Annotated in this window: 16 protein-coding genes; 3 read left to right on the top strand and 13 right to left on the bottom strand. The window is 40.4% G+C overall.

From position 1 onward, the window contains the following. Nucleotides 1-30: 30 nt before the first annotated feature. The 6 genes from V7137_RS15275 to V7137_RS15250 all read right to left on the bottom strand — a co-directional run bounded on the left by V7137_RS15275 (nucleotide 31) and on the right by V7137_RS15250 (nucleotide 4601). Nucleotides 31-204 (bottom strand): hypothetical protein, encoded by a 174-nt coding sequence (locus V7137_RS15275; RefSeq protein WP_214713086.1) that lies wholly within the window; start codon nucleotides 202-204, stop codon nucleotides 31-33. 148 nt (nucleotides 205-352) lie between these two features. Continuing rightward, entirely contained in the window at nucleotides 353-1057 is a 705-nt protein-coding gene (locus tag V7137_RS15270; protein ID WP_335698878.1) for a hypothetical protein, read from the bottom strand. Nucleotides 1058-1406: 349 nt separating this feature from the next. Continuing rightward, nucleotides 1407-2222: an ABC transporter permease gene (locus V7137_RS15265; protein ID WP_335698877.1), complete on the bottom strand. Its 816-nt coding sequence runs from the start codon at nucleotides 2220-2222 to the stop codon at nucleotides 1407-1409. Next, nucleotides 2219-3247 (bottom strand): ATP-binding cassette domain-containing protein, encoded by a 1029-nt coding sequence (locus tag V7137_RS15260; protein ID WP_335698876.1) that lies wholly within the window; start codon nucleotides 3245-3247, stop codon nucleotides 2219-2221. The genes V7137_RS15265 and V7137_RS15260 overlap by 4 nt, the downstream gene beginning before the upstream one ends. Nucleotides 3248-3631: 384 nt before the next feature. Further along, entirely contained in the window at nucleotides 3632-4099 is a 468-nt protein-coding gene (locus V7137_RS15255; RefSeq protein WP_335698875.1) for a phage tail protein, read from the bottom strand. Nucleotides 4100-4121: 22 nt separating this feature from the next. Next, the gene (locus V7137_RS15250) at nucleotides 4122-4601 is read right to left on the bottom strand and encodes a GyrI-like domain-containing protein (RefSeq protein ID WP_335698874.1); all 480 of its coding nucleotides are present in this window, start codon (nucleotides 4599-4601) and stop codon (nucleotides 4122-4124) included. Between the two features lie 109 nt (nucleotides 4602-4710). Here V7137_RS15250 and V7137_RS15245 point away from each other — a divergent pair, with 109 nt between their 5' ends. Then, the gene (locus V7137_RS15245; RefSeq protein ID WP_335698873.1) at nucleotides 4711-5673 is read left to right on the top strand and encodes a helix-turn-helix transcriptional regulator; all 963 of its coding nucleotides are present in this window, start codon (nucleotides 4711-4713) and stop codon (nucleotides 5671-5673) included. 486 nt (nucleotides 5674-6159) lie between these two features. On the opposite strand, the gene V7137_RS15240 is transcribed toward V7137_RS15245, so the two are convergent. After that, complete coding sequence (locus V7137_RS15240; RefSeq protein WP_335698872.1) at nucleotides 6160-7647, bottom strand: MDR family MFS transporter; 1488 nt, start codon at nucleotides 7645-7647, stop codon at nucleotides 6160-6162. 521 nt (nucleotides 7648-8168) lie between these two features. Here V7137_RS15240 and V7137_RS15235 point away from each other — a divergent pair. Beyond that, entirely contained in the window at nucleotides 8169-8603 is a 435-nt protein-coding gene (locus V7137_RS15235; protein ID WP_335698871.1) for a CBS domain-containing protein, read from the top strand. Between the two features lie 257 nt (nucleotides 8604-8860). On the opposite strand, the gene V7137_RS15230 is transcribed toward V7137_RS15235, so the two are convergent. From V7137_RS15230 to V7137_RS15210, 5 genes are all read right to left on the bottom strand, one after another. Further along, nucleotides 8861-10165 carry an MFS transporter gene (locus V7137_RS15230; protein ID WP_335698870.1) on the bottom strand — a complete coding sequence of 435 codons (1305 nt, stop codon included), beginning with the start codon at nucleotides 10163-10165 and terminating at the stop codon, nucleotides 8861-8863. Nucleotides 10166-10316: 151 nt separating this feature from the next. Continuing rightward, nucleotides 10317-11465, bottom strand: coding sequence for a galactonate dehydratase (gene dgoD / locus V7137_RS15225; RefSeq protein ID WP_335698869.1), 1149 nt, complete (start codon nucleotides 11463-11465; stop codon nucleotides 10317-10319). 28 nt (nucleotides 11466-11493) lie between these two features. Next, the gene (locus tag V7137_RS15220) at nucleotides 11494-12123 is read right to left on the bottom strand and encodes a bifunctional 4-hydroxy-2-oxoglutarate aldolase/2-dehydro-3-deoxy-phosphogluconate aldolase (protein WP_335698868.1); all 630 of its coding nucleotides are present in this window, start codon (nucleotides 12121-12123) and stop codon (nucleotides 11494-11496) included. Nucleotides 12124-12148: 25 nt separating this feature from the next. Beyond that, a complete protein-coding gene (locus V7137_RS15215; protein WP_335698867.1) occupies nucleotides 12149-13102 on the bottom strand; it encodes a sugar kinase in 954 nt (317 codons plus the stop codon). Between the two features lie 16 nt (nucleotides 13103-13118). After that, nucleotides 13119-13868, bottom strand: a complete 750-nt coding sequence (locus V7137_RS15210; RefSeq protein ID WP_335698866.1) for an IclR family transcriptional regulator — start codon at nucleotides 13866-13868, stop codon at nucleotides 13119-13121. A 344-nt stretch (nucleotides 13869-14212) separates the two neighbouring features. Between V7137_RS15210 and V7137_RS15205 the strand changes: the two genes are divergently transcribed. Beyond that, a complete protein-coding gene (locus V7137_RS15205) occupies nucleotides 14213-14782 on the top strand; it encodes a DUF6241 domain-containing protein (RefSeq protein ID WP_335698865.1) in 570 nt (189 codons plus the stop codon). Between the two features lie 167 nt (nucleotides 14783-14949). Here the strand turns inward: V7137_RS15205 and rph are convergent, their stop codons facing one another. After that, complete coding sequence (rph, locus tag V7137_RS15200) at nucleotides 14950-17622, bottom strand: rifamycin-inactivating phosphotransferase (protein ID WP_335698864.1); 2673 nt, start codon at nucleotides 17620-17622, stop codon at nucleotides 14950-14952. Nucleotides 17623-17760: the final 138 nt, after the last annotated feature.

The following is a 17760-nucleotide window of genomic DNA, read 5'->3' as shown; positions in this document are numbered from 1 at the left end:
ATTCTAATGTATTGATGTAAATGAAATATTCTAACCTACTTTACTTTCTTCTATGGCATGTTGCCAACTTGGGTAGTAATACAAAGCACTCCGCATTAAATCAGGATAAAGTTGTTTTACCTCTTTTTTACGTAGAGAATTACCTTGGTTCTGTAACTTCTGGATCTGAGTAATGACTTCCTTTGATGTGAATGGAACATCCATTTTTCATTCCTCCCCTTCCAAGTTATCTTTACTATTTTCCTCTTTGGCTAACAATATAAAACCCAACAACATATCTTTGCACCAAAAACCCTTTTGGGTTCATAAAATATTGCTCTTTTTAGTGAGATGCAAGGAATCATTACATTTCTTATTTTGCTTCATTCAGCAATTGTTGCATTTTTTCTATACCTTGCTCCATTTTATCATTGAGCTGGGTAATGATCGAATCAATGGTTTTCTGATCTTTTTTGTTGATTGCTTCTTGCAGTTGCTGCTCCCAGTTCGTCCGTTTTTCTTTTACTTTTGCTAGGTCTTCTTTGTTAATTTGAATCATTTTTGCTCCAGGAAGTTTTTCCATTTCTTTCATGGCTTGCTCTTTTGTGATGGTTCCTGTTTTTACTTTATCCATAATCGCCTTCACTTGCTCTTTGCCTGCGCCGGAAATTGCTATACGAACTCTTCCGCCATGAAGTTTCATAAGCTGTTGTTTCGCTTCCTTTTTCGATAGATTACCATCTTTTACTTTCTCGATAATCGCTTTTGCCTCCGGCGAAGCTTCTATCTTTTTGTTAAATTTTACTCTTTTTCCAAACTCCACTTTCTTTCCAAGCTTTTCTCTCAATGAGCGCATTGTCTTTACATTGTTTTCATATTTTTGTTTTACAGCCGGGGAAGCGTATTGTAATGCTTTGTTCAATAACTCATCCTTTTTATCGGATTTTTTATATACGATCTGTTCTTGTTTTGCTTTATCCGTATTTTCCTTGTCCGATTTGATTGCTGTTGCAGAAGCAGCAGAACCAAGTAAAGCAAATGCGATCGCCGGTACCAGTAAAGATGATTTAACTTTCATTTACATTCCTCCTTTATTGTACAAATGGCATTACCACTTCCCTATCTAATTTATCCACTTGGTGTGTACTTTCAGTGAAGAAAATATGAAAAAATTATGAAATGTTATCGTTATGCAGAATGTATGGGGCAAAAATATCGAAAGTTATTAAAGTGGGATTAAGGGAGCATGGATTTTATAAACTTCAAATTCATATTATGTAATATTAATATAAATAATAGAAGGTAAACCTTCCCCATGGCGTTCTCTTACCATAAATCGAAATGAAACAATTATTGAGAAAAGGCACCCTTTCGAGGTGCCTTCTCTACGTAATATCTAACGAATAACCACTACAATCGACTCATGTCTAAGCTCGGCGCATATATGCACGCACTGTGATAGGTGCAAAAATCACTACTATGACAGCAGCCCCAATGAGGGAGATGCCGAAATCCGTACCAATGGTTCCAGAATTGGCAAGCTCTCTGACAGCTGTCACAAGATGGGAAACTGGGTTGAACTTCACGAACCACTGAAGCCAATTAGGCATGGTCTCAACTGGAACAAAAGCATTAGAAAGAAAAGTAAGTGGGAACAGTACTAGCATCGAGATTCCTTGTACGCTTGAAGCCGTACGTGCAATCACACCAAAGAAGGCAAAAATCCAGCTAATTGCCCAAGAGCACACAATCACAAGTATTCCAGCGATTGCGACATAACCTAGGCCTCCATCAGGTCTATACCCCATAATATATCCCATAACAAAAGTAAGCACAGTGGCAATGGTATACCGAATGTTATCTGCCAACAATGCTCCTGCTAACGGAGCAATACGTGCAATTGGCAATGACTTAAATCGATCAAACACGCCTTTATCCATGTCCTCACGTAGTTGGACGCCAGTGACAATCGAGGTTGAAATCACAGTTTGAACGAGGATCCCTGGAATAATGACTGGTAAATAGTCCTGTACGTTCCCAGAGATAGCCCCGCCAAAAATGTAAGTAAACATCAGAGTGAAAATGATTGGCTGTAGTGTAACATCAAACAATTGTTCTGGTGTGCGACGAATTTTCAACAAACCTCGATAGGCCATTGTAAACGAGTTACGTACTGTTTGACCGAAGCTCGTGTTATTTTTTAATTGGCGATTAGAAAAGGATCTCATCGTATTGTTTTTCATACGCCTACCTCCCTTACTTCTCCCGATTCACCAGGCAATTTTACTGTGTCCTCTACACCATGACCAGTAAGGTTCAAAAAAACTTCATCGAGTGTTGGTTTTTGCACACTCAACTCAGCCAGTTGGATTCCTGATTCACGGAAGGCTATAAGTAAGTCAGTCACTTTGTTAGCATCCGCCATTGGTGCAATAATCTTCATACCTTCGGACGACACATTTGACTGAACTTTGAGTACCCGTTCAACCGTTTGACGAGCGTTCTCCATATCTTTTGTATTTTTTATTCTCAATTGTAACGATGAGTTCCCAACTGACGCTTTCAATTCGTCCACAGTTCCCTCTGCAACAACTCTGCCACGATCGATAACCGCTATCCTATCAGCAAGTTCATCTGCCTCTTGTAAGTACTGCGTAGTTAACAATACCGTTGATCCCATCTTTACCAATCGGCGGATGGTCTCCCACATTTGATTACGTGTTCGTGGATCCAGTCCAGTTGTCGGCTCATCCAAAAAGATAAGCGGTGGCTGTACAATGAGACTTGCCGCTAAATCCAATCTGCGTCGCATACCACCAGAGAAATTTTTCAAAGGACGTTTTGCAGCTTCTGTTAAACCAAATTCCTCTAACAACTCGTTTGCCCTAGACTTTGACTCTGCACGTCCTAGTCCTAACAGTCGAGAAAAGATGACCAAATTCTCCGTAGCACTAAGTGACTCGTCAACCGATGCGTACTGGCCAGTCACTCCAATTAGTTGACGTACAATCTGTGCTTCTTTCACTACATCGTGTCCAAAGATTCTTGCTGAACCCTCGTCTGATCGTAAAAGCGTCGCCAGCATTCTGATTGTGGTAGTTTTCCCTGCTCCATTAGGACCAAGCACACCGTAGATCGTACCTGCACGTACGTTCAAATCTACCCCATCAACAGCTCGGTTGTCGCCAAACGTTTTAACAAGTCCACGCGCTTCAACAGCCCAATCTCCATTTTCCGGAAATGTTATCTTTTTATTTATATACTTCATTTCATTTCCTCCTCATATAACTGAATACATTAAAGAGTAGCAAACATTTGTGAATTGAAAATGAACTATTGACTATTCCATCTAAAATCGTACAGGATACCCAAGTATTTGGCTGTACTCCCCGGGACGTCTCCTAACTTTACGAACAAAGATATCCTAACGCATTTCGAAACAATGTTTTGTTTTACTATCGAGCATTTTTATTTCTCTGTTTTTAGATATAAATGAAAAATGACCTTTTCCCCTATTGAGAAAAGATCATCATGTCCCTTAACATAAAGAAAGAGCACAATTCTTGCTGCAGAATTGCGCCTTTAAAATGAAGAAAAAGAATGACCAAATACAAAAAATGGCTGGATTCCTCCACTTGCGCTTTTGCTTACTTTAATATTCTCCTTTAATTACAAAATACGAGCCCCGAATGGTTCCAGCTAGTTTAGACTTTTGCCTAGCAAACTTAAATTTCCCTTCTAATTCCTTTGGTACCTCCATCTCCTCAGAAAGCTTAAAACCAACGGCCCGCTTTGGCTTAGGGTCATCAACCGTATACATGACGTTGACCGCAAGACCATCCTCATAAAAGACGTAGGCCATTTTGATATTTTCCACCTGAAAACGCGACGTTACTAAAGGTTTAGCCGCAAACTCAATATCACGTTCTTCTTTCAAAATTCGGTTCACATAATCAAGGGTCTCCTGGCTTTCGCTAGCTGGTACAACCGTAAATTCATGCTTGTATTTGTTCATAAAGTAACGGGCTTCATTAGCACGTAAACCAGCAAGTGCTTCTACTACAGGTGAAGACTCTAAACCAACTGTAGATACATTTTTAAAATCTACGGTATAGGACATTTCCATCCCTCCTTAAATCTTTTTATTTCCTAACAACAGGAATCCACATTTCACCAAAAACTACGCCGTTTCGCTGCCCCATCTCAACCGTTGCATTTGGCCCACCAACATAGGAAAAGTTCTTTGCTTCTGGCAAGACTTGACCAAAGGCAATGCCAGCAAGCTTATTATGCAATTCATCAGCCGTCTTCCCTTCCCCTTTAACAACTAGGTATTCCCCCTTAGGAAATTGGATCACTCTGTCTCCTTCTGGTGCCGACTCCCCTGTCATAACGCCAGCATAATGCATCATCTTATTATTCACCGCTTCGTTCACGGCAAAAACGTAGTCATTTGTGGCTATAGCTTTTAAAGTGTCAAACCTACCATCTTGGCTGACGGCCTGCCAAAAGTCTGACTTTTCCTTGCTTAAGCCAGCAAAGTCTGTGTAATGGCTCTTAAGCTCCGTTCCTAAACCTAAAACGGTAAAGCTGTCTTTTTCTTCTAGGGTATATTCTGCCATATTCAAAACCATCCTCTTTTTTTAAATTTCAAATGACTTGTTTTCTTCACTTGATGTGTATATCATAGCCTTAAATCATGTCAAAAAATGATACTGTTTAGGAGTCCCGATGAAAAAAGTTGAACGGATTAATATCATTATGCGTTATATCAACAACCGCAACCACTTTACAATTTCTGAAATCATGCGAGAATTTAACATCTCTCGTTCGACAGCTATTAGAGATATCAGAGAAATTGAGGCTATGGGGATGCCACTTGTCGCTGAAGCTGGAAGGGATGGGGGTTATTTTGTCATGCACAATTCTGTCCTGCCCGTTGTTCGATTTACCGATAATGAGGTCAAAGCTCTTTTTATTGCCTTTATGGCCACAAGAAATCAACAACTCCCCTATCTAAAGAGTCGTCAGTCTTTAGCTGAAAAATTACTAGGCCTCCTCTCAGAAAACCAGCAGGATGACCTTGTTCTTTTAAATCAAATCTTGCTTTTTGAAGGGACCAACCCCCATAATCCCGACCTACTTGATCTTTCAGACCTCCCCCATCCCATGTTAGAAAAACTTATCCAAATCCTTCTTTTGGATTGCTATTTATTGATTTCCATCCAAGAAGAGAAGGTAATAAAGTCATATCCAATTTATCTCTTGCACCTTTATCGTGAAAAAAGCCTTTGGCTGATTGAAGGCTTTGACTTAAAGGAAGAAAAGAAGCATATTTTTCCTGTCGACCATCTCACCAATGTCGAGCCCTACCCGACGAAAAAAAGATTAAGTAAGAAAAAGATTTTAGAAAAACTAAGTAAGCAGGAAGAAAGAATTAACCTTGTCCTTGAACTTGGTCCAAAAGCGATTGCCCAGTTCAAAAAATACCATCCTTTAAAAGTTTCAATTTCCTATACGAATCCTTACCAAACCACAGCCATTCTAAAGACCTTTATCAATGTTAATAAGCCCGAAGAATTGACCGAAATAACAAATTGGCTACTTTTCCTAGGTGGGGATATCAAGGTCAGGGAAGTTCCAGAAGAAGTCTTAGAAGGTTTACAAGAGAGATTATGCTTATACTGCCCATAAGCAGTGGCCAGTTAAAACCTGCCCGCAATTCTTCTATTAACTGCATATTTGGGGTAGTACCAGCGAAGCTGTCACTACCCCTATACAACATATATTGTGCAATACAAGAACTGTTATAACAGTAAAATGAGCATACCAATAGCACAGTAATAGATTCTGAAGGCAAGACTATAAAAAAGTGTCTAATAATGCAGGGAAAAGCTCTTAATAATTAAAATATGTTCTTCATGCCCGAACATGTAATAAAAAGAGGGGTGCCTCGAAATTTTGAGACACCCCATGTAAAGATAAAAAAACTATTGAATGTTTAGTTCTTTCAAAATATCTGCAAGTGCTTTTCCTTTATAAATCTGTTTCGCTTGGGGACTATTGAAAATATAAGGGGCAAAGGTTCCCTGCAGGATTTCCCTTAAAGTAAAACGCGAATCACTTGGCACTCAAGAGATTCGCGTTTTCGTGTTAAATCATATATGCTGGAACGTTTTCTCAGTTCGCAGGACCTTCTTTTAACTTCAATTCCTTTTCTTGAGGAACGGACCGTTTGATAAAAAATGAGGCAAACCATGCGATAGCTACAAGCCCGAATGCAAGCAAGAACGAGTTTTTCATTCCAGCAATCATCGCTAGAATTTGCAGTGGAGATTCATCATTTGTAGGTAAAGTATTTTCCATAAAACGCCTTGAGGTAGTTGTCATGATGGATACAAGCAGTGCTGTCCCGACCGCGCCTGCCACCTGCTGAAGTGTGCTTATAATAGCCGTACCGTGTGGGTATAAATGAGGTGGCAGTACATTTAAAGCGTTGGTCATGACCGGCATCATAACCATCGAAATACCCAACATCAATAGTGTATTATCAATCATAATCTTGCTGTACGAGGTTGACATAGTGATAAATGCAAATTGCATAAGTGTATTTGCAACCAAGGCTAAACCGACGAGCGCAAGCAGCTTGGCACCAAATTTATCAAATAATCGGCCTGTAATCGGCGACATAATCCCCATGACAATACCGCCTGGCAGCATAACCAAACCTGCCTCCAACGGACTGTAACCTAACGCATTTTGGAGAAAAATCGGCAACAACATCATCGCAGAAAACATCGCCATCATGACGATCATCATAATCAAAGTCGACAACCTAAAAATGTTGTATTTAAATGTTCTTAAATCTAGCAACGGTTGTGCAATTTTCAATTGCCTCCATGTAAAGAGTACTAGAGAAACAATGCCGATTACAATTGAAATAATGACTTCATTGCTCGACCAACCCCCATGGCCTTCACCAGAACTGCTGAATCCGTACACAATCCCCCCGAAACCAATTGTTGAAAGAAGAAGTGATATTGGATCAATCTTAGGATTCGTTATCTCCGTCACATTTTTGAGCCTAAAATATGCAAATATCATAACAAGCAGTGCAATAGGCAGAACACCGTAAAAGAGAACTCGCCAACTAAACTGCTCGACAATGATGCCTGAAAGAGTAGGTCCAATCGCGGGAGCAAATGTAATGACAATTCCAATCGTACCCATTGCAGAACCTCTTTTTTCAATAGGAACCATGGCAAATACTACATTGGTTAGTAACGGAAAGAGCAGCCCGGTTCCCGCCGCTTGAAGCATCCTTCCGATTAAAAGAACTGCGAACCCTGGGGCGATTGCAGCTACAAATGTCCCTACCGAAAAAAGTCCCATTGCCGTAAGGAATAAGGTTCTTGTCGTGAACCGCTGAATTAAATAAGCAGTGACTGGTATAAGAACACCTATGACTAGCAGATATCCAGTTGACAACCATTGCGCCGTACTTGGCGCGATTCCGATGTCATCCATGATTTTTGACAAGGCTACGTTAAGAAGCGTTTCATTCAAAATGGCTACAAATACACCTAGAATCATTATTAGGACTAATAAAAAGTTGCCTTTATTACCAAAGGTCCCTCCGTGTTGTTCTGATTCGTTATGATTCTTCAAATTCTATCTCCTTTCATTTCCAAATGTCTACCTAATGTGTTGTTGAATCAATAGTGAAAAAGGTATCGATTAAAACGTCTTCAAGACATTTGGTATTTCTTTTTCAAGCAAATGCTTGGTCAGATATTATGATTTTAGTGATGATCTTACTTATTTAAATAATGCTTAGTCACCATCCCTTACCTTTTAGCCTTCAATGTAACATTATTCATATTTTAAAATTAAGAACATACGTTCGAGATAAATATTACCACAATATCATTACCTATTTCAACTATTTTACCCAATTCCGGAATACATGATCGAGTATTTAAAAGCAAATAGATGGCTGGTAAAACTCTGCCATGCCCTTCTAGGTCCTCTATACAAGGACTGATTTGGTGTACATAATGGTCAACATCGACTCAGCAAATATAGTTTCTTATGTAACTAACCTTACTTATATTTGAAAAAAATTACCATTAATAATATCGCCAAGGTTCCCCATCCTATAAAGGATAAATATAATTGGAGGTATTTTCATGGCACAATTAAGAGATATCATGACATCAGATATTGTTACAGTTAACGAAACACAGTCCGTTCAGGAAGCTGCAGCGTTAATGAGCGAATATAATGTCGGAGCTATCCCAGTAGTAAATAACAGCAGACAAATGGTTGGAATTGTAACGGATCGTGATATCACTCTTCGTACGACGGCACAGGGAGAAAATGCACAAACACCAGTATCTCAAGTCATGACTGCACAGCAAATTGTACAAGGTACACCTGATATGGATGTTCATCAAGCAGCAGATTTGATGGCACAGCAGCAAATTCGCCGCTTGCCGGTAATTGAAAATGGACAAATAGTGGGAATGGTTGCTTTAGGGGATCTAGCAGTACAAAATCAATATGCAAACGAGGCAGAACAGGCATTACAAAGTATTTCAACTCCTTCCGCACCTCAACAATAGTAAGGGGTTACTTTTAATCAGCACCTTGATGGCTGCGTATCCGGGATAATACCAGAGACATTAAAACCATGCTGGCACAACAGCATGGTTTTTGATATTTGATCAGACTAGAACATTTTTCAACCCATTCTATCCATCTTCGATAAATCGGAAGGGTCAAGATTAAGGTACCTCTTAAAAACAACAAATGTCCTTCACAGTATCCGAAAATACGAATAAAAAGAGCGTGAACGCCGTCCCAATGAATCTCCCCTGAATTAAGAGGCGACTTTTTTCAATTGATCGATTGGTTCTTTTACACGTTCAACCTTGCCAACTAGGAAGATATATGACAATGCTCCCGTTAGGGTTACACACGCAATGAAAGTTAGTGCAGGGGCAAAGTTACCGCCTTTTACCAAGAATCCAATAACGATTGGAATAATGATAGAGGCCGTACCACCGATGAAGTTAAATACCCCTCCAGCTATACCGATTAATCGTTTTGGAGCCAAAAGCGAAACAAATACCCAAGTAATCGAAGCGAAACCGTTACCAAAAAAGGCAATAGACATAAACATCACGATTAATCCAGGACTATCCACATAATTTGCACCGATAATGGAAGTTGATAATAATAAACCTGTAATAATAGGGGTCTTTCTTGCCTTATCTTTTGAAACACCCTTTTTCACGAGGAAATCAGAAAGAAAGCCTGCTGATAAAACACCTACGAAAGCAGCGAGAAACGGCAATGACGATAAAAATCCTGTTTTAATAAAACTTAATCCTCTATATTCCACTAGATAGGTAGGGAACCATGTCAAAAAGAACCAAAGTGTGGAGCTTACTGCAAATTGTCCAATAAAAATGCCCCACAATTTTCTACTACTCAAAATTAAACGGAAATCCTTTGCTCCAATTTTAACCTTTTCTCCCTTTTCTGACCCTTCAATAAATCCGTCTCCTTCGCGGATATAATCAAGTTCCGCTTGATTGACCTTTTTACTTTTATTTGGATCGCGATAGAAAATATACCAAAGGACTGACCAAGCAAGACCAACGATACCAGCAATGATGAACAATCCCCGCCATCCAAAGGATTGCTGTAGGAAGATAAGGGTTGGTGTTAAAAAGGCTAGTCCAATAAATTGACCAGAAGTGTAAATGGAAATCGCTCTAGCTCGTTCATTTTCTGGAAACCAGCTAGCTGCTACCTTACTGTTTGTTGGAAAAGCAGGGGCTTCAAACATACCCAAACCTACACGTAATAAAAACATTCCAGAGAAACCGCTTGCAAACCCTTGCAATAAAGTCATAATAGAAAATCCTGCAATACCAATAGCGTGAGTGTTTCGGTTTCCTAACTTATCTAAAACCCAGCCGCCAGGAATTTGCAGGGCACAATAGGTCCAGCCAAAAGCAGAGAAAATTAAGCCCATCGTGACGGAGTCTATTCCTAATTCCTTTGTTATAAAAGGAGCTGCGATGGAAATATTGCTACGGTCCATATAATTAACAATGACCGTTATGAACAACATGAACACAATTCCATAACGAACCTTAGTCGCTTTATTATTCATTTTTCTCATTCCCTTGTAGTCATTTTTTTCATCCTTTTAACGCTCCATCCATACAACTTTCGAAATGCGCTTAGAGGACTTACCTTCGCTGCATAGCCCCGGTGTTCAAAGGTAAACCCAAGCACATTTCCACCCTACCAAAAAAGGAGGATTACCACTCAGCTACACTACCATCACGATGGCGCCAAACTGGATTTTGCCATTGGTGACCTTCTTTTGCCATTTTACGAACAAACTCTTCATTTACTTCAATACCAAGACCTGGTCCTTGTGGAATTTTCACATAACCGTTTTCATAATCAAAGACAGTTGGATCCTTTAGATAGTCTAATAAATCACTGCCCTGGTTATAGTGAATTCCCAAGCTTTGTTCTTGGATAAACGCATTATGTGCAGTGGCATCTACTTGTAAGCACGCCGCTAAAGCGATGGGTCCTAATGGACAATGCGGAGCAGCGGCAACATCATATGCCTCAGCCATGCTAATAATCTTTTTACATTCGGTAATACCGCCAGCATGAGATAGGTCAGGCTGGATAATATCCACGTACCCACCTTGTAATAACGGTTTAAAATCCCATCTTGAGAACATACGCTCACCCGTTGCAATCGGAATCGAAGTTAATGAAGCAATTTCCTTTAGTGCTTCGTTATTCTCTGGCAAGACTGGTTCTTCAATAAACATAGGATTAAATTCTTCAAGCGCTCTAGCCAATACTTTTGCCATTGGTTTATGTACACGGCCATGAAAATCAATACCAATTCCAATATTTCTTCCAACAGCCTCACGAACAGCGGCCACGTTTTCTAGTACTCTATCAATCTTGTCATAGGAATCAATGTATTGTAATTCTTCGGTTCCATTCATTTTAACCGCTTGAAATCCTCGTTCTACACATTCCTTCGCAGCCCGTGCTGTATCACTTGGGCGATCTCCGCCAATCCATGAATACACTTTGATCGAATCGCGGCATGCTCCTCCTAGTAACTGGTAAACTGGGGCATTGTAATATTTCCCTTTGATATCCCAGAGAGCTTGGTCAATACCAGCAATCGCACTCATCAAAATAGCGCCACCTCGGTAAAAGGCACCTCGGTACATAACATTCCAATGATCTTCAATTCTTAAAGGATCTTTACCTATTAAATAAGTCATCATTTCATCAACTGCAGCTTTTACTGTTGCCGCTTTACCTTCGATGACCGGCTCTCCCCAACCAACAATACCTTCATCTGTCTCAATTTTTAAGAATAACCAGCGTGGTTGGACTGTGAATAATTCATAACCTGTTATTTTCATAATGAACACTCTCCACTTATTAGTAGTATTAGTTTTTGGCTGCTAATGTAAATTGCTTTGCTTTTTCCGTTAAACGCACTAAATACTCCTCTGTTATTTCCTCTTTTGTATTCACAAGAGAACTACCAATTCCGAGTCCTGCAGCACCGGCAGCAAGATAGTCCTTGATATTATTTAAGCCCACACCGCCTGTTGGCAATAAAGGAATTTGCGGCAGTGGTCCCCCCATATCCTTGATAAACTTCGGACCTAAAGTCGTTGCCGGAAAAACTTTAATAATATCACCGCCTTGTTCATAACCCTCCAAAATTTCAGTCGGAGTGTATGCAGCAGGAATACTCACCGCACCATATCTTTTGGTCATCCGAATCGTTTCAGCCTTTAACGTCGGAGATAGAATAAATTGAGCACCTGCAAGAAGGGCACTTCGAGCAGATTCTGGATCCAAAACCGTTCCTGCGCCAACGGCCATTTCTTTACCAAATGTATCAGCGACCATCTCAATGGCAGATAGCGCTTTCGGGGAATTCATCGTGATTTCAACGACTCTTATCCCCCCTTCATATAAGGATCGAACAATGTTTAATGTATCCTCAGGGTTTGCTCCGCGTATAATAGCGATTAATTTATGATCTAAGATTTTTTGCAGTGTACTCATTAGACATTCCCTTCCTTCTTAAAAACTAACGATTGACTTCATCCTTTAAGTTTGACTGAGTAAATTGCTTCAATTCAATCCTGTCCGGCAGTCCTTCGATATCACCGTTTATGGTAGCAACCATAGCACCGATCGCGCAGCCTCGTTTCACGGCCTCTCCAATAGATAGGCCATCGAGAAATCCAGAAAGTACTCCTGCAGCAAAACCATCTCCTGCTCCGACTGGATCGGCTACGTTTTTAACTGTAAAACTATCAATATATCCTTTTTCAGCTGCAGTAGAATAATAAGCACCTCTTTCGCCAAGCTTGACGATAACGGTCTCTGCACCTAAAGCCAGTAAGGAACGAGCTGCTTTTTCACAATCCCTTGTGCCAAACAAAAATTCACATTCACCAATCCCAGGTAAGACAATGTCTGATTTCCCTGCAATTTCTAAAATGGTTGCCCTTGCTTCGTCATCTTCCCACAGCTTCCTGCGAATATTTGGGTCAAACACAACTCTTCCCCCGTTACCCTTAGCTATTTCAATCGCATAAAAGATGGTCTCTCTACACGATGGACTTAGAGCAGGAGTAATTCCTGATATATATAAGAATTTCGCCTGAGCGATATACTCCTGATCCAGATCAGCAGGGGTGAGCTGACTCGCTGCTGAATTTTTTCGATAATAGTAAATATTAACCCGATCTTGATTGATAATTTCTTTAAAAAATACACCTGTTGGAGCATTCTCGTCCAAAGCTACTCGACTAATATCTACACCCTCTCCGCGAACGGAAGTTAAGATTTGAGCTCCAAATTCGTCTCTCCCTAAACGGCTAATCCACCCCGCCTTATGGCCAAGCTTAGCTAGCCCAATAAGCGTATTCGTTTCTGCACCAGCTATCTTCGAGGTAAATTGATTGGAATAGCGCATTTTCCCAGGCGTATTTGGGGTTAGTAAAACCATCGTTTCCCCAATGCTAATAACATCCATGTACTCACCTTGTTTCTTATAAAATACATCCCATACTTTCAGATATTTTCTTTGATGTCCAGAGGACGCGTTCTACTACCTCTGCTTTTTGAGCTAGCATTCGTTCTTTTGGACCTGCCACACTAATAGCGGCTTGAATCCTTCGGTCTGCACCAAAAATAGGAGCTGCCACACAATATAATCCTTCTTCATTTTCTTCATCGTCAATGGTGTAGCCAATTAATGAATACTGATACAGTTCTTTCTCTAACTCTTCCCTATTGGTGATGGTTTTCGCGGTGATCGGTACTAAGTCGACTCGATCTAAGATGCTTTTTCTTTCCTCATCTGCCATATTCGCTAAAAAAGTCTTCCCTAACCCCGTACAATAAAGCGGTTTACTGTATCCCGTTTGAGCGGTTGTTCGAATCGATCGATTGCTGTTTATTTTAGTAAGATAGACCAGATCTTCCCCAGACAGTGTTGCCATAAATACCGTTTCCTGAACACTTTGCATTAATTTTTCAAGATATGGCTTCGCTTGAAGAGAAATATCTAAGTTCTCCATAGCCATGGTGCCAATGTGAACTAACTTTGCTCCAAGCTTATATTTCTTCATGTTGTCTAAACTTAAATACCCTTGTTTTAAAAGAGTGCCAATAAGGTTCGATGTGCTGCTCTGCGGAAATGAAAGTTTTTCACTAATCTCTTTAATCGATAACCCATCAGGATTATTTGCTAATAATTCAAATACCTGGAGAACTCGTTCAGCCGATTTTACCGACATACTCTCCCTCCTTCTTTAAAATCACATATGTGATGTTAAATCCTATATGTGATTATTACAGACACATAATAGCACCACTCAATCCCTCCGTCAAGGGCGCTATTGCAACCGTTCACAAAAAATATGGACTCCATTGGGAAGGTTCTTTTCGTGGACAACTTACACCCCTTCCAGGGTTAAAACTGCAAAATGATATGAAAACTGAACCCTAACAGTTTATGAAACAGAAAGAAAATATGTCGATTGCTGTCTTCTTTGAAGGGATTATGTTATTTAAATAAGCTAGAATAATTCTGAATCTTTTGTTAAATTAAAGCTATCCAATACCAACAGGGGGGAATGTAGTGAATAAGGTATTAATCATAATTGGTATTATTTTGACCGTTTTAATAGGCGTAAAATACGGAGGATTTAAATTAGTCGACAATGGAGCCGAATCTGGAAAAAAACAAGAGAAAGTAGAAGCGAAAGCTGTTCAAGATACTGTGAATAAAGAGAAAAAGGAAGTAGACAAGCAACAGACAGCCAAAATTGGCGGAGTTCAATATGATATTGGGATAGATGACAGTAGTTCACAAGATGCTGTTATCGAAGTGATGCACAAGATGACACATCAAAAGGTGAAAGCGAAAGAAAAATGGGGAGCCATTCCTATGATTCCTGATACGATTAATCAAGTTTATAACATTGTGGAGAACAGTGAGTTCGAACAAAAAGATGATTTGCTAGCCATTTTAGATAAATGGAAAAAAGGTATTTTTTCTAAAGTAGATGATGACCACAACTATTTCTGGACGTACCAAGGCGGGACAGTCGGTAAGGCTTATGGAATCATGAGCAAATCAGAAGAAGAAACGTTCATCCTGAATAACTTCGAAGGAGATATGGTAAGTGAAGTTAGCTCCCAGCAATAATTGGCTGGGGGTCTTTTTTAATCATTACCCTAGTTGTCGAGAGATGAAAAAAATTTGAAGCGGAAAAAGAAACTGAAGGAATAAAAAAATGCTCAGAGTACAAAACTCAGAGCAAAAAAAGATTTCGTTATACTTTTCCTCTACCCTTATTTAAAATCCACAACATTTTAAGTATCCTTATTACTTTCCAAGATTTCAACATATCCATGGGTTCCGTCTACTCGTATATACTGACCATCCTTAATTTTTTTGGTTGCTTCATCTACACCCGCAACAGCTGGAATTCCATACTCGCGGGCCACAACTGCCCCATGAGTCATTAAGCCTCCTACTTCCATGACCAGAGCCTGGGCTGAGTTAAATAGAGTCGTCCACCCCGGATCTGTAAAAGGTGCGATTAATACCTCTCCTGGTTTTAGGTTCCCTTGCTCTGGACTTAACACCACTTTTGCATAACCTTCTGTTACACCCGGAGAAACAGGTGTACCAATCAAAGCCCCAATTGGAGCCTGAATATCGCGTCTTCTGCCTGTGATGATTTCGCCTTCGCTGGTCATTACACGGGGAGGGGTAAGCTTTTGGTACCATTCAAATTCCTTTTTTCGCTGATGAATCAACTCAGGTAAATCGCCTGCAAAACGGTTTTCCACTATCGTGAGTATCTCATCTAAAGTTAAATAGAAAACATCTGTCTGATGTTGAAGAATCCCCTTATCGACGAGTTTATCCGCTTCTTCTAAAATAGCCTGTTTGTAAAGATTGAGATGTTGCACAAGCATATATTTTGGATGCTCACGAATGCCCATTCTGTCTCGATATACCTTTATCAACCGAGACATCCATCTTTGTTTAACCAGCCCGCCGCGAGTCTTCCGTACCCGTTTCAGAATGGACTGGCCTGCGTGTTCTGCTTCTATTTTTCCATTGTCATATTTCTCACGATGTTCTCCTGGTTTTAGATTTTGAATATGACTCAAGATCGATGGCACAAGCATGGTAGGGGATTCCCGCCAGCGCGGCTTTGTAATGTCAATTTCCCCTGGACAGCGCATCCCATATTGATCCATATAAAGCTCAAACTCTTTCCGAAAAATGTCCCCTCCTGCTATTTGACTGAGCCCTTCATAAAAGGAATGGTCTTCTGCCTCTTTTAAATATTGGATCACTTCAGGATATGGTCTGGCTGTATCCGCCACATCTCCTAGAGCAAGACCCATTTCACTGGTCACATTGCCAGGTAATGATTTATTAAGGACATAGGCTTCCTGATCGTCTCCTAACCAGCGCTGGGATAAATATTGGATCATTTTAAAAGCCATGATGCCTGACAACGGATAGGGCACCATATCCTGAAAAAATGTCATCATTAACTTCCCTGCACTTTCCTGAACCCATTTCATTCGCTCTGAACCGGATACAAGAGATAGTTCCTCTTTACTTTGTTTAACCAAGGTTTCCATCCATTCATTACACTGCTGAATAGACTTAGATGTATCTCGAAAAAGAATGCTCTTGATGACATTCGTTAATATCGGTTTCATCATTTGCCGGGCTTTCTTGATGACCTGCCTATTCGGCACTGCCTCTTTTAAAAATCGCTCCCGCTGAGTGAATTGAAGAAGAGCATTACTTATTAACTCATCAATATTACTGATCATTTTAGGCATTATTTTGCGAGCGGGTTTCCAATACAACACTTCTGTCGGATTGAGGAACAATCGTCCTCCTGCAGCTGCCATTGCTTCACTCTCGGAGGTGATATTCCTATTTCCAAATGGGAAAAGTGTGCGCCAAAGAGAAATAGCCAGCGGTTTCATCGCTTCTGTCATCATTTGTTGGTGGCCAAAGGAAAAGAAAACCTGCAAGTTTGCGTCGTCATTAAGGTCCGGAAGAGGATACAAGGAGGTAATCGGCCTGCTTTGCAGAATAAATATTTTTCCATTAGCCAGCCCCCACTCAATATCTTGCTCTGTCCGATAATGGTCTTCAATCTTTTTTCCTAGTCTAGCTAATTCGGAAATTTTCTCATCCGAAAGTGCCTGTTTATTCCGCATGTCCGGAGGGACCTCTCTGGTTATCGTACCGCCTTCTGGCAACGCATAAATTGCTACTTTCTTATCTGCAATTTGTTTCTTTACAATTTGTCCGGAACGAACTTGGTATAGATCTGCTGAGACAATACCAGAGACAAGCGCTTCCCCAAGACCAAAACTCGCATCAATCGAGGTGGTTTTTCTATGTCCTGTGACAGGGTCTGCGGTAAACATAATCCCTGAGACCTGAGGAAAAACCATCCGCTGTACCACAACCGAAAGAAATACGGAACGATGATCGAACCCATTTTTCATCCGATACGAAATCGCTCTGTCTGTAAATAATGAAGCCCAGCACTTTTGGGTCGCTTGGAGAAGTTGATCTTCACCGATGACGTTTAAATACGTATCCTGTTGACCAGCGAAAGAGGCTGTGGGCAAGTCTTCAGCCGTGGCGCTCGAACGAATGGCATAGGCAGAGTCTGTTCCAATCCTTTTCCACGCTTCTAAAATCGCACCTCTGATATTGTCAGGCATCGTCAAGGACTCTAAAGAAACGCGGATCCGTTTTCCTAAATTTCGGATTTCATCTAGTTGATCAGGTTTCAATTGGTCAAGGAGGCTAAACAGTTCATCCATTTCATCGCTTGTTCCTAAAAAAGCACGATAGGCGGAAGTCGTAATGCAAAACCCTTGCGGTATGGGAAAGCCGGCCCTGCTCATTTCACCCAGATTGGCTCCCTTCCCCCCAACGAAAGGCAAACTTGATTGATCGATTTCATTAAAACTCAACACATATTGGACCATTTGAATCACCACCCTTTTTAGCATATCTAATAACAAGGCTCTTTTCGTAAACTTTGTTGCTTTTGGAGTTTAAATAAAGGTCATTTACTAAGTTTCTAGGCAATTTTTGCAAATGTTCTTACGAAAAGATGCCACGAA

This window comes from Neobacillus drentensis, from assembly GCF_036962765.1.
GTDB lineage: Bacteria > Bacillota > Bacilli > Bacillales > Cytobacillaceae > Neobacillus > Neobacillus drentensis_C.
This window is presented reverse-complemented; position numbering and strand designations above follow the sequence as displayed.

What these genes read in the sequence shown, in the direction of transcription:
- V7137_RS15235 (WP_335698871.1), top strand. Translation starts at nt 8,169, where the DNA reads ATGGCACAATTAAGAGATATCATGACATCAGATATTGTTACAGTTAAC.
- V7137_RS15215 (WP_335698867.1), bottom strand. Translation starts at nt 13,102, where the DNA reads ATGGATGTTATTAGCATTGGGGAAACGATGGTTTTACTAACCCCAAAT.
- V7137_RS15260 (WP_335698876.1), bottom strand. Translation starts at nt 3,247, where the DNA reads ATGAAGTATATAAATAAAAAGATAACATTTCCGGAAAATGGAGATTGG.
- dgoD (WP_335698869.1), bottom strand. Translation starts at nt 11,465, where the DNA reads ATGAAAATAACAGGTTATGAATTATTCACAGTCCAACCACGCTGGTTA.
- V7137_RS15270 (WP_335698878.1), bottom strand. Translation starts at nt 1,057, where the DNA reads ATGAAAGTTAAATCATCTTTACTGGTACCGGCGATCGCATTTGCTTTA.
- V7137_RS15210 (WP_335698866.1), bottom strand. Translation starts at nt 13,868, where the DNA reads ATGTCGGTAAAATCGGCTGAACGAGTTCTCCAGGTATTTGAATTATTA.
- rph (WP_335698864.1), bottom strand. Translation starts at nt 17,622, where the DNA reads ATGGTCCAATATGTGTTGAGTTTTAATGAAATCGATCAATCAAGTTTG.
- V7137_RS15230 (WP_335698870.1), bottom strand. Translation starts at nt 10,165, where the DNA reads ATGAATAATAAAGCGACTAAGGTTCGTTATGGAATTGTGTTCATGTTG.
- V7137_RS15220 (WP_335698868.1), bottom strand. Translation starts at nt 12,123, where the DNA reads ATGAGTACACTGCAAAAAATCTTAGATCATAAATTAATCGCTATTATA.
- V7137_RS15265 (WP_335698877.1), bottom strand. Translation starts at nt 2,222, where the DNA reads ATGAAAAACAATACGATGAGATCCTTTTCTAATCGCCAATTAAAAAAT.
- V7137_RS15275 (WP_214713086.1), bottom strand. Translation starts at nt 204, where the DNA reads ATGGATGTTCCATTCACATCAAAGGAAGTCATTACTCAGATCCAGAAG.
- V7137_RS15245 (WP_335698873.1), top strand. Translation starts at nt 4,711, where the DNA reads ATGAAAAAAGTTGAACGGATTAATATCATTATGCGTTATATCAACAAC.
- V7137_RS15255 (WP_335698875.1), bottom strand. Translation starts at nt 4,099, where the DNA reads ATGTCCTATACCGTAGATTTTAAAAATGTATCTACAGTTGGTTTAGAG.
- V7137_RS15250 (WP_335698874.1), bottom strand. Translation starts at nt 4,601, where the DNA reads ATGGCAGAATATACCCTAGAAGAAAAAGACAGCTTTACCGTTTTAGGT.